Below are 11,300 nucleotides of genomic sequence, written 5' to 3'. Positions count from 1 at the left end.
GCACGTCCGTGCAGTTCGAACGGCATGTGAGCATTCACGGCGTACGCCGCCGAGCCCGGCTCGGCGGCGTACGCCCGCCTCCGCTGAGACCCGAGGCAGGCTCGCCGGTGGTCGGCTGGGTGGCCGGCCGCGCGGAGACCATCCCGTAGAGGCGGCTCCAACGGACGTGCGGATTGACCGCCACGACCGTGGCATCCGCCGCGCGCCCCTGTTCCATGACCTCGGCGGGCAGGCCGTTCGCGCAGTTGACCGCCGGCGCTCCGGTCGTCTCGGCCGCGAGCCGTAGCGCCTGGCCGACGGCCTTCGCCGAGGAGAGATCCAGACCGAGCGGGTCGAGCAGGCTCCCCAGTGTCATGGCGGCCATGGTCACGCCCTCAGACAGGCGTGACACCAGGAACGGGAGATCGGGTCCCCGGCATTGTTTCACTTGCGGCTTTCCCGCACTGTTGACAGACGGGCACGGACACCTACATTGCCGTCATGGACGCCATGCTGCGTGCTCGGCCTCCAACACGCAGGGCACCCCTGCGAATCCGCCCTGGTGGCGCTGGAGCGCGCCACCAGACCCCCCGAGCAAGGAACGGAGTCCAACGTGACAGGTGAACCACGCTCCATGACGCGCGACGACCGCAAGGTCCTCGCCAGCACCCTGGCCGGCACCACCATCGAGTGGTACGACTTCTTCATCTACGCCCAAGCCGCCGGCCTGGTGTTCGGCCCGCTCTTCCTGGCCCCGGTGAACGAGCAGGCCCCCGGCCTGGCCACGCTCATCTCGCTGGCCACGATCGGCATCAGCTTCCTGTTCCGGCCGCTCGGCGCGATCATCGCCGGCCGGTACGGCGACCGGCTGGGCCGCAAGCGCATGCTCGTGCTGACCTTGCTCCTCATGGGCGTGGCCACCACCCTCATCGGCCTCCTCCCCACCTACGAGACGATCGGCGTGGCGGCGCCCGTCGCCCTCATCCTCCTGCGCGTCCTGCAGGGCTTCTCCGCGGGCGGCGAATGGGGCGGCGCCGCCCTGCTGTCGGTGGAGCACGCGCCACGCGAACGCCGCGGATGGTGGGGCGCGTTCCCCCAGATCGGCGTGCCGATCGGCCTCATCCTGGCGACCGGCGTCCTGTGGATCATGAGTACGGTGACCACGCCGGAGCAGTTCCAGGCGTGGGGGTGGCGGGTGCCGTTCCTGCTCTCCCTGACCTTGATCATCATCGGCTACCTGGTGCGGCGGGCCGTCGAGGAGAGCCCCGTGTTCAAGGAACTGCAGCAGCGCACCAAGACCTCCTCCGCGCCGCTGCGTGACCTCTTCCGGAGCAACACCAAGAACGTCGTGCTGACCGCGCTGATCTTCGTGGCCAACAACGCCGCCGGCTACCTCCTCATCGCCTACTTCATCAGCTACGGCACCACCACACTGGGCCTGCCCCGGCCGTCCGTCCTGCTCGCCACGGTGGTCGGGTCGGTCGGCTGGCTGGTCTTCACCCTGTACGGCGGGGTGCTGTCCGACCGGATCGGCCGGGTCCGCACCTTCCAGATCGGCTACGCGCTCGTGTTCGTCTGGATGATTCCGCTCTTCCTGCTGATGGAGACCCGCAGCATCTGGCTCTTCACGGTGGCGATCATCGTCCTGACCATCGGCCTAGGCCTGTCGTACGGACCCATGTCCGCCATGTACGCCGAGATGTTCCCCGTCTCCGTGCGCTACTCCGGCGTGGCCATCGGCTACGCGCTCGGCGCCATCCTGGGCGGCGCGTTCGCCCCCACGATCGCCGAGGCCCTGGTGCAGAGCACGGGCTCCGCCCTGTCCGTCGGCGCCTACATCATGGTGCTCTGCGTGATCTCCCTGGCCGCCGTCACGGCGGTCAAGGAACCCAAGGGCACCGATCTGGGGCTGACCCACCAGCCGATCGCCTGACGACACCCGGTCGCTCGCGGCTCCGGGCACCCGGAGCCGCGTCTCCGGCTGAAAGTGGAGATGATCACCTCCTCGCCGATGTGCGCCGTTCCAGGTCGCCTCGATGGCGTCATATGGGTAAGAGAGCTTGCCCTTGAACCAGTCGAGCAGGTGAGTGCGACGTCACCTGGAAATCCTGAGCGTCACGCCGGCGGCCGGGCGAGTTTGGCGGCCACGGCGTCGAGGACCCAGTCCAGGCCGGTCGCGAAGGACGTCTCAGCATCCACATCCGTGCCGTCGTGAACGACCTTGGCCAGCATCGGGAAGCGGCCCGTGGCCAGCATCCTCATCACATGCGGTCCGGAGGCGCGCTGCCAGTCGCGCTCGGACAGGCCCGTGGCGCGCTCGGCCCGCAGGTGCGCGATCTCGCGCCTGATCGCGCCGGTGAGGTAGGCGCTGAGGGTCTCCACGGCGTGCATGACGGTGTCGAGGTCGGCGAGGCCGTCGAAGGGGGCCAGCGTGGCCTCGGTCACGGCGAGGGCGTTCGGGCCCAGGGTGGGACGGCCGCCGAGCAGGTCGGCCAGCCATTCGTGACGGAGGGCGGCCTGCCTGGTGCGGTGGGCGCGGACGCGCAGCACCTCCCGCCAGTCGCCGGGCAGCTCCTCGGGCAGGATCTCGGCGTGGACCTCGTCCACCATGAGGTCGAACAGCTCCTCCTTGGTGGAGATGTATCCGTACAGTCGCATCGGGCCGACGTCCAGCCGGGCGGCGACCTTGCGCAACGACACCGCCTCCAGCCCGCCCTCGTCGGCGAGCGCGATGGCGGCGGCGACGATTCGTTCCCGGTCGAGCGGCGCAGGGCGAGTCGGCGGCTCCGGCCGGTCCCACACAGTCATGGATACATCGTAGTGTTGCGATACACCGTATTACCAAAATACAGTGTATCGACATGAGACATCGTATCGCCGTGATCGGAGGCGGCCCCGCCGGGCTTACCTTCGCCCGCGTCCTGCACCGCCACGATCACCCCGTCACCGTCCTCGAACGCGATCCCGCACCCGACGCCCGTCCTCCGGGCGGCACGCTGGACCTGCACGAAAACCTGGGCCAGCTCGCGCTGAGCAAGGCGGGGCTGCTGGCGGAGTTCCAGGCGCTGTCCCGTCCCGAGGGGCAGGCCATGCGCATCCTGGACACGGACGGGACGGTGCTGCGCGACTGGCAACCCCTTCCGGACGACCGGGCCAATCCCGAGATCGACCGCGGGCAACTCCGTGACCTGCTGCTCGGCTCCCTGGACGTTCAGTGGGGGCGGGGCGTGACCGAGGTGGTGCCGGCGACCCGGGATGGCGTGCTGGTCCATTTCGCGGATGGGCGGCAGGAGACGTTCGACCTCGTGGTCGGCGCGGACGGCGCCTGGTCCCGGGTCCGCCCGGCGGTCTCGTCCGTGACGCCGCACTACACCGGCGTCACCTTGGTCGAGACCTCCCTGGACGACGTCGACACCCGCCACCCCGACCTCGCCCGGCTGATCGGCGACGGTTCCGTGGCCGTGTACGGCGTGAACCGCGCCCTCGTCGCCCAGCGCAACAGCGGCGGCCACGTCAAGGTGTACGCCCAGTTCCGCGCGCCGCTGGACTGGCACACAAGCCTGCATATGGGCGTGAACCGGCGCGCGGGCCTGGACCTGTCCGACGTCGAAGCCGTGCGATCGAGTTTGCTGACTCTGTTCGACGGCTGGGCCGCTCCCGTCCTCGACCTCCTCCGCCACGGCACCGCTTTCGTCCACCGCCCCCTCTACGTCCTGCCCGTCTCCCACACCTGGGCCCACGTCCCCGGGGTGACGCTGCTGGGCGACGCCGCCCACCTGATGCCCCCATTGGGGCTGGGCGCGAACCTCGCGATGCTGGAAGGCGCCGAACTCGCCGAGTCCGTCGCCGCCGCCCGCGGCGATCTCGACGAGGCCGTCCGCGCCTTCGAGGAACGGATGTGGGCACGGGCCGGCAGGTGGGCGAAGATCACGACGGCCGGTCTGGAACGCCTCGTAAGCCCGGACCCCACCGAAGCCCTCGCCCTCTTCGACGAAGTCCAACCATCCTGACCGCCGAACGCGAGAGCACCAGCAACCCGCCACGGCTGCACGGCACCGCCGCGGTTCTTGAGTGAGTCGGGTTACCGCCACCAGGCGGTCCGAGGCAGACCCTCTGATCGAGCCTGGCCCATGATCGGTTTGGAAGAACCTTCCATATCGCGGGTCGGAATCCCGGTGCCGGACCGCAGCGGAGCGGGTGGGCCACGGGCGTGCAGGACGACCGGTAGGCGCTGCCGGCTCCGGCGGGGGCGCCGATCTACGCGCTGACAGAGAATACGGCGGGTGCCGACGGGCACACCGCTGCGGGCCACCCCCTCAGTGCGCGCACTCAGACCCGGATCGCCGGCGGACGCCGGCCAACACCCCCGCGCCTACGCCCGCCATCGGCTAACGATGTGGCCTTTCGGTTTGCTGTCGGATGTCATTCACGACAGTCGAACGCAACCACGGCACCCTGTTTTCCGGCATAGTGCCACACATGTGGCCCGCGAGCTTCGGGAAGATCGCAAAGCACTTGGAGGTGCAGCGATGGACACATCCGCGTATTTGAAGGCCGTTGTCGAGCAGACGAGCACGTTCGCCGATTGGGTGCACGGCAGGGATGCGGCGGCCCCGGTGCCGACATGTCCGAAGTGGACGCTGGCCGATCTGGTCGACCATGTCGGCGGGACACAGCGTATGGTCGCGATGCTCGTGGGCGAGCAGATGACCGAGCCGAGCAGGGCGTACGCCGGCTACGTTCCGGGTCCGACCGATTCGGGCCAGTGGCGCGCCTGGCTGAGCGACGGCGCGGCCGAGGCGAGACAGGCGTTCGCATCGGTCGCCGATGACACGGCGGTGTGGGATCCGTCGGGCGGCGCCGCGGGCGTGCCGTTCTGGTCGCGTCGGCTGTTCGGCGAGGCTTGCGTGCATCGTGCGGACGCGGCTGCGGCGCTCGGCATGCGGTACGAGCTGGCGCCGGAGCTTGCCGTCGCGGCCATCGAGGACTGGCTGGACGTGATGACGTCCCGCGGCTATTGGGACAACAGGCCAGGCTTCGCCGATGCGATGCGCGGGCGCGGTCAGACCCTGCATTTCCACGCGACCGACGCGCCCGGGGAGTGGGTGGCACGCCGGGAACCGGACATGGTCGTGCTGGAGCGCACCCACACCAAGGCGGACGTCGTGGTACGCGGCCCAGCCGTCGAGCTCCTGCTCGTGATCAGCAGGCGTCGCCCACTGGATGCGGCTCCTGCGCTGGAGTTGCAGGGGGATCGGGCGCTGCTCGACCACTGGATCCAACACATGGACTGGGTCACCGGCTGACCCACGCTTGGATGCAGCCTCGCGCCCAGAGAGCTGAGGGATGCACCCGCAAAGCGACCCGTTTCCTACGGCAAGTGCCTTCCCGCAGGGCCACCATGTAACAAAACGCCGTGAGAGGCGAATGCGGGCCCCTCGTGCGTCAGCCTGAGACTGTGTGTAGCGAACTGTTCAGGTGACAGGGTCTGTGGGGGCGGGGGCGCCGGGGCCGGCGAGGCCGTGCAGGAGCAGGCTGGTCAAGGTGTCGATGATCTCGTCGTCGGAGGCATGCGGAGCGCCAGGTCCGGCCGTGAGGACGGCGTAGCCGAACATCGAGAGCATGGCGCCCATCGCGGCGGCCACGAGCGTGGGGTCGCCGGGGAGCGGGTGTCCCTGTTCGCGCAGCCACTCTAGGTGGTCGCGGAAAGTGTCGGTCTCGGCGGTCAAGGTGGCCCACGCCCGGCCGGAGGCGGGGTTGTCGGCCATGACCGACTGGAGGCGGGCCACGATCACCGGGAGATGCTCGCGGTGGGCGCGCCAGGCGACGGCCAGATGCCGGCGCAGCTGATCGTGATCCGACAGGTCATGGTCGCGCGGGTGTTCCCAGGCCGCGACCTCGGCGTCGGCTTGCTGCTCCAGGTCGGCCATCAGGGCTTGGAGCAGTTCCTCCTTGCCGGCGAAGTGGTCGTAGAACGACCCGGTGGCACGGCCGGCCGCGGCCGTGATGTCTGTGATCTTGGTGTTCAGGTAGCCGCGCTCCATGAACAGCCGGCGCGCGGCGTCTTTGAGGGCGGTCTGGGTCTCGGCCGCCTTGGCCTTGCGTACCCCGCTCACGGGCCCCTCCTCGAAGACGTGGTTGACAGCAGAAGCAGCCCTGCGGGGACGGTCGGTTCGTTCCTGAGCCTGGCGAGCAACGGACTGAGGGCCCTCGACTCGCTCGGCTGCCTGGCAGCGGTCCAGCAGGCGGGCCGGCAGGTGGCACGCCAGCGATTGTGGGCCGAGACCGGCAAGCTGCTGGGCGACACCCCACGCGGACGGCTCGCCGACGACTCGCTGATGAGTGTCACGCTGATGCGCGGCCACTTGGTGGAAGTGTTGCGCGCCCACGCGGTCCGGGCCGGAGCGCAGATCATCACCGGGCAGCGCCTGGTGGGCGCGGTCACTCAGGGCCGGACGGTCCGCGCGTGCCGGATCTGGAGGCGGTCGACCTGGACCTCCTCCAGCGGCTCTACCGGCACGAGCAGATGCCCTCCGCCGTGCTCGCCGCCGCGACCGATTGGCACCGGCCCACCCTCATGCACGTCCTGCCCGAAGTGCCGATCTGGCACAGCGACCGCATCGTGCTGATCGGCGACGCCGGCCACCCGGTCGGTGCCGGGCAGGGCGCGTCCATGGCGATCGAGGACGCCGTGGTCCTGGCTCGCGCGCTCGAGCACGCCGACGTCGCCGCCGCCCTGGGGGGCTATGCGCGGCAGCGGCGGGCTCGCATCGCCAAGATGGTGAAATCCGCCAGCGCCAACCGTGACGCCAAGACCGCCGGTCCTCTCGCACGTCGGCTGCGCAACCTCTTCATGCCGGTGGCGCTACGGCTCTTCTACGAGCGCGGCACGTCCTGGCTGTACACCCACGACGTCACCGCCGGATGGCAACAGGCGGCGGCAGGCGGGGGCAGATGATGACCACGCCCGTGTCCGTCCCGGGATCGAGGGGTTGAGGAGGAAGGCGGTGCCGGGATGGAGCGGTCGCTTCGTTGTACCGTCCTGCGGCCAGCGGTTCTGGCGCTGGGATCAGGTGGTGAACGAGGTCGGCACGGATAGGTTCCGGTTCCAGGTCGCGGCGTTCCAGAGGTCCATCATCGCGGAGTGGTCAGGCTGCAGGGCGGTGACCGGATGGTGCGGGCCGTCAGCCGGATGAGGGACTCGGCGTAGCCGGCGCGGACGGTGACCGCAGCGAGGGAGTCGAGGAAACGCTCGACTGCGGCCGTGGTCGTCACGCCAACGGTCTCAGGATGAACGTCACGATGGACACGGAGCAGCCGCCTCCCGAAAGGCGATGTGACAGCCGAGTCGCCTGCGCGACGGCGGGCGCCGAGCTGGGCTTGGGTGACGCGTCGGCAGCCGGTGTGACAGACGTCTAACGCCCCGCTGGTTCTGCCGCGGAGTGTATTCCGGTCAGCGCGAGAGTGAGCAGCCGGTCGGCCTGGTCCGCGCCGTCGGGCTCCTGCTCGACGGCCAGGGAGATGGCGTTGACGAGTTTGAGCAAGTCCGTGATGGTGACGTCGGGTCGTGCGGCATTCGCCTCGCGGGCGTGGTGCAGCAGGTCTGCTCCAGCGCTGGTGATCATGCTGTGGCAGGTGCCGCCCAGGGTGGGATCGCCGTCATGGGATCCCTGCATCAAGGCGGTGGCCAGGCCGCGGTTGGACACGGCGTGCCTGGCGACGGCTCGGAGCCAGGTCGACAGCGCGTGTCCGGGGTCGGGGTCGGCGGCCAGGTCGGCGGCGGTGGCGCACAAGGCCTCGACCTTGTCGCGGAAGACGGCCTCCAGCAGTCGTCGCCGGGAAGGGAAGTGCCGGTGCAGCGTGGCTGAGCCCACCCCGGCGCGCCGGGCGATCTCCTCCAGGGACGCCTCGGCGCCGTGCTCGGCGATGGCCTCGGCGGCCGCGGCCAGGATGCGGTCGTAGTTGCGGCGCGCGTCCGCGCGCATCGGCCGCGTGGGCGAGGCCGTACGGCTGTCTGGCGGCATGTGATCTCCGGCGGGCTTGCGAAAACGGGGTGGCCCTCCATATCGTACTCATCCGAGAACCGGAGGGCCACCCCAGTTAGGTGGGTGGCTTCCGCATGCCTATCGTCGGGAGACACATCGTGAGGACCATCGTGGTGATGGGGGCTACCGGCCTGCAGGGCCGGGCCGTGACGGCGCGGCTGCTCGCCGACGGCTGGCGGGTACGGGCGGTGACGCGCGATCCGGACGCCGCGCCGGCCCGAGCGTTGGCGCAGGCGGGCGCCGAGGTCGTCCGCGCCGAGATGGACGACATCGCCTCGCTCGTCGCCGCGGCCGAGGGCGCCTACGGCATGTTCAGCGTGCAGCCCACCGTCGGCTCCCCGGGCACTCCGGCGCGTTTCTCGGCCGAGGACGAGGTCCGCTGGGGCCGCAACGTCGCCGACGCGGCCCACGCCGCCGGTGTGCGGCACCTGGTCTACGCCTCGCTCGCCGGCGCGGGCCGCCACAACACCGAAAGGCTGCCGCAGAACACGATCAACAAGTGGCGGATCGAACAGCACATCACCCGGCTCGGCCTGCCCGCGACCTTCCTGCGCCCGGTCTCCTTCATGGAGAACTACACCGGCTCCTACCACCTGCACGACGGCACCGTGGCCGCCGCGTTCGCCGCCGACGTGCCCCAGCAGATCATGGCCGTCGACGACGTCGGTGCCTTCACCGCCCTGGCCTTCGCCCAGCCGGGCGACTGGATCGGCCGCGCGGTCGACCTGGCCGGGGACGAACTGACCCCCGTACGGATCGCCGCGGCCATCTCCGAAGCCGTCGGCCGGCCGCTGCCGTACGTCCAGATCCCGATCGAGGTGATTGCTCAGGCGGGTGAGGAGTACGCCTTCGCCTACACCTGGCTCAACGAACGCGGTTATCGCGCCGACGTCTCCTTCGCCCGCGCCCTTCACCCTGGCCTGATCGACCTGCGCACCTGGCTGGAGCGCACGGGCGCAGCCCGGATCGCCGGCTTCCTGGCCGCCCAGGACACCGCCGAGCAGGACCGATGAACGCGCTCGACCTCGGACGGGTCGGCATCTGGGCGGGCGAGATGGACCGCTATCCCGCCGTCGCCTTGCGCCGGGCGGCTGCCGTCATCGAGGATCTCGGCTATCCGGCCCTGTGGTTTCCCGAGACGACCGGCCGTGAAGCGATGGCCCAGGCCTCCCTGCTGCTGTCGGTCACCCGGCAGACGGTCATCGCCACCGGCGCCGCCGGCATCCACGCCCGCCGACGCGATCACTGCCGCGGCTGCGCAGCGCACGCTTGCCGAGGCCTTCCCCGGGCGGTTCCTGCTCGGCCTCGGCGTCGGCCATCCCGCCTTGGTCACCGAGGTGCGCGGCCGTCGCTTCGGCCCGCCGGTGGCGACCATGCGCGCCTACCTGGACGCGATGGACACCGCCCCGTTCGGCCCGCCGGTCCCCGCACCGCCCAGGGTGCCGGCCACGCTGGGGCCGAAGATGCTCCAGCTCGCCGCCGAACGCGCGCAGGGCGCGCACCCGCTGGGCATGCCGGTCGAGCACACCCGCCAGGCCAGAAGCCTGCTCGGGCCGCAAGCGCTGCTGGCGGTCACCCAGCTTGTCGTCCTGGACCCGTCCCGTGCCCGCGCGGCCGAGTTGGCCCGGGCCTACGCGGCCGACGCCCTGCCCAACCGGCTCGGGCTGCTACGCGACTTGGGTTTCGACGATGTCGAATCCCTTCCCGGACGGCTGGTCGACGCTCTGGTTGCCACCGGCGGGCCCGAGGACCTCGCTCGGCGGGTCGCGGAGCATCTCGACGCCGGTGCGGATCACGTCAGCCTGCACGTGCTGACGGCCACACCAGATGAGCCGCCATTGCGTCAATGGCAGGAGCTGGCCGCGCGGCTGCTGTGAGCGCGCTGCTGATCACGCTCAACCGGCCCAGCCGGGCGAACCGCCGAGGTCCACACGTTCCCACAAAGGGGACAGCCCGGCCCACGCCCTCAGGCGTCCTGGTGGCGCGCGGTCTCGCGCGTGTCGAGGTACCTGGCGAACTCGTCGGACGGCGGCAGTTGCGGCGTGGTGTGCCGGCTCTCGTCGGGCGTCTCCCGCCGCGCCTGCGCGGGCACGTCCTCGCCGGCACGATCTTTGGCCCGTCCGGCGGCACGATCGGCGGCACGATCGGCGGCATGGTCGAAGAAGCGCAGCAGTTCCACCGGCAGCGGCATGACCAGCGTGGAGGTCTTCTCCGCCGCCACCTCGACCACCGTCTGCAGCAGACGCAGCTGAAGTGCGCCCGGCGTACGCGCCATGATCGCGGAGGCGTCGGCCAGCTTCTGCGCGGCCCGCAACTCACCGTCGGCGGTGATCACACGGGCGCGGCGCTCCCGCTCGGCCTCCGCCTGACGCGCCACCGAACGCTTCATCGAATCCGGAAGCGTCACGTCCTTGATCTCCACCCTGTCGATGTGGATGCCCCAGCCCAGTGCCGGGCTGTCGATCATCAGCGCGAGCCCCCTGTTGAGCTCCTCCCGGTTCGACAGCAGATCGTCGAGATCGCTCTTGCCGATGATGGAGCGCAGCGAGGTCTGCGCCACCTGCTCCACCGCGAACAGGTAGTTCTGCACCCCGACCGCGGCCCGCAGCGGATCCTGCACCTTGAAGTACGCGACCGCGTCCACCCGGACCGAGACGTTGTCACGGGTGATGCCCTCCTGCGTCGGCACCGGCATCGTGACGATCTGGGTGTTCACCTTCTTCATCCGGTCCACGAACGGGATGAGAAAGGTGAGCCCCGGCCGGCGGATCTCGCTCTGGACCCTGCCGAAACGGAACACCACGCCACGCTCGACCTGGTTGACGACCCTGACGCCGCCGAACACGGCCAGGAAGGCGACGATGACGAGGAAGCCGAGGATGATGCTGGTAACCACGATGGCCTCCCTCCCTCTTACTCCGAGCGTATGCCTATTCGAACACGAAAGCGGCAAACGGCCTCGAAAACCTCGATTCTCAGGCGGTGGCCTGGTCGAGCAGTTCGAGGAGGTGGTGGTACACCCGGGCGGTGGCGCGGGTGAGGCCGAGCTCGCAGGTGCGGTTGAGCGAGGCGTGCGCGGCGAAGTCCCCGGCCTCGACGGACAGGGCTTCGGCGCGGGTGGCGGAGGCGGTCAGTTCGGGGTGGAGCAGGCCGCGGTCACCCGCGAAGGCACAACACTGCCAGCCCTCCGGAACCACCACGTGGTCGGCGACGGCCTGGGCGATCCGAGAGATGGCCGCGTCCAGGCCCAGGCGGGTGGACGAGCAGGTGGGATGG

General features: G+C 70.2%; 12 protein-coding genes and 1 pseudogene. 6 read left to right on the top strand and 7 right to left on the bottom strand.

The genetic code is table 11. The features are described 5' to 3' along the window. Positions 1–34: 34 nt before the first annotated feature. Positions 35–355 carry a hypothetical protein gene (locus C1J01_RS12570; RefSeq protein ID WP_146615570.1) on the bottom strand — a complete coding sequence of 107 codons (321 nt, stop codon included), beginning with the start codon at positions 353–355 and terminating at the stop codon, positions 35–37. 258 nt (positions 356–613) lie between these two features. On the opposite strand from C1J01_RS12570, the gene C1J01_RS12565 reads away from it, so the two are divergent. Continuing rightward, on the top strand, positions 614–1,912 hold the full coding sequence (locus C1J01_RS12565) for an MFS transporter (RefSeq protein ID WP_111179120.1): 1,299 nt from the start codon (positions 614–616) through the stop codon (positions 1,910–1,912). Between the two features lie 182 nt (positions 1,913–2,094). Here the strand turns inward: C1J01_RS12565 and C1J01_RS12560 are convergent, their stop codons facing one another. Continuing rightward, on the bottom strand, positions 2,095–2,787 hold the full coding sequence (locus C1J01_RS12560) for a TetR/AcrR family transcriptional regulator (protein ID WP_111179119.1): 693 nt from the start codon (positions 2,785–2,787) through the stop codon (positions 2,095–2,097). Positions 2,788–2,840: 53 nt separating this feature from the next. Between C1J01_RS12560 and C1J01_RS12555 the strand changes: the two genes are divergently transcribed. Both C1J01_RS12555 and C1J01_RS12550 read left to right on the top strand, forming a co-directional pair. Continuing rightward, positions 2,841–3,989, top strand: coding sequence for an FAD-dependent oxidoreductase (locus tag C1J01_RS12555; RefSeq protein WP_111179118.1), 1,149 nt, complete (start codon positions 2,841–2,843; stop codon positions 3,987–3,989). Positions 3,990–4,508: 519 nt separating this feature from the next. Next, complete coding sequence (locus C1J01_RS12550; protein ID WP_181448717.1) at positions 4,509–5,285, top strand: maleylpyruvate isomerase family mycothiol-dependent enzyme; 777 nt, start codon at positions 4,509–4,511, stop codon at positions 5,283–5,285. 168 nt (positions 5,286–5,453) lie between these two features. Here C1J01_RS12550 and C1J01_RS12545 read toward each other — a convergent pair whose 3' ends face one another. Beyond that, complete coding sequence (locus C1J01_RS12545; RefSeq protein WP_235854402.1) at positions 5,454–6,095, bottom strand: TetR/AcrR family transcriptional regulator; 642 nt, start codon at positions 6,093–6,095, stop codon at positions 5,454–5,456. 350 nt (positions 6,096–6,445) lie between these two features. Here C1J01_RS12545 and C1J01_RS12540 point away from each other — a divergent pair, with 350 nt between their 5' ends. Then, positions 6,446–6,937 carry an FAD-dependent oxidoreductase gene (locus tag C1J01_RS12540; RefSeq protein ID WP_111179116.1) on the top strand — a complete coding sequence of 164 codons (492 nt, stop codon included), beginning with the start codon at positions 6,446–6,448 and terminating at the stop codon, positions 6,935–6,937. 176 nt (positions 6,938–7,113) lie between these two features. Here the strand turns inward: C1J01_RS12540 and C1J01_RS49775 are convergent, their stop codons facing one another. Together C1J01_RS49775 and C1J01_RS12535 are read right to left on the bottom strand one after the other, a co-directional pair. Beyond that, positions 7,114–7,254, bottom strand: a complete 141-nt coding sequence (locus C1J01_RS49775) for a hypothetical protein (RefSeq protein ID WP_181448716.1) — start codon at positions 7,252–7,254, stop codon at positions 7,114–7,116. Between the two features lie 140 nt (positions 7,255–7,394). Further along, on the bottom strand, positions 7,395–8,003 hold the full coding sequence (locus C1J01_RS12535; protein ID WP_235854401.1) for a TetR/AcrR family transcriptional regulator: 609 nt from the start codon (positions 8,001–8,003) through the stop codon (positions 7,395–7,397). 119 nt (positions 8,004–8,122) lie between these two features. On the opposite strand from C1J01_RS12535, the gene C1J01_RS12530 reads away from it, so the two are divergent. Both C1J01_RS12530 and C1J01_RS12525 read left to right on the top strand, forming a co-directional pair. After that, entirely contained in the window at positions 8,123–9,037 is a 915-nt protein-coding gene (locus C1J01_RS12530; RefSeq protein ID WP_220039875.1) for an NmrA/HSCARG family protein, read from the top strand. A gap of 135 nt (positions 9,038–9,172) precedes the next feature. Next, on the top strand, positions 9,173–9,901 hold the full coding sequence (locus tag C1J01_RS12525; RefSeq protein WP_220039874.1) for an LLM class flavin-dependent oxidoreductase: 729 nt from the start codon (positions 9,173–9,175) through the stop codon (positions 9,899–9,901). A gap of 89 nt (positions 9,902–9,990) precedes the next feature. On the opposite strand, the gene C1J01_RS12520 is transcribed toward C1J01_RS12525, so the two are convergent. Together C1J01_RS12520 and C1J01_RS12515 are read right to left on the bottom strand one after the other, a co-directional pair. Then, the gene (locus tag C1J01_RS12520) at positions 9,991–10,920 is read right to left on the bottom strand and encodes an SPFH domain-containing protein (RefSeq protein WP_235854400.1); all 930 of its coding nucleotides are present in this window, start codon (positions 10,918–10,920) and stop codon (positions 9,991–9,993) included. A 79-nt stretch (positions 10,921–10,999) separates the two neighbouring features. Next, positions 11,000–11,300 (bottom strand): annotated as a pseudogene (locus C1J01_RS12515) (FAD-binding oxidoreductase); the annotation flags it as partial.

The organism is Nonomuraea aridisoli (assembly GCF_003236395.1).
In the GTDB taxonomy this organism is placed as follows: Bacteria; Actinomycetota; Actinomycetes; order Streptosporangiales; family Streptosporangiaceae; genus Nonomuraea; species Nonomuraea aridisoli.
The sequence above is the reverse complement of the archived record's forward strand: the minus strand, read 5'-3'. Positions and strand labels throughout refer to the sequence as shown.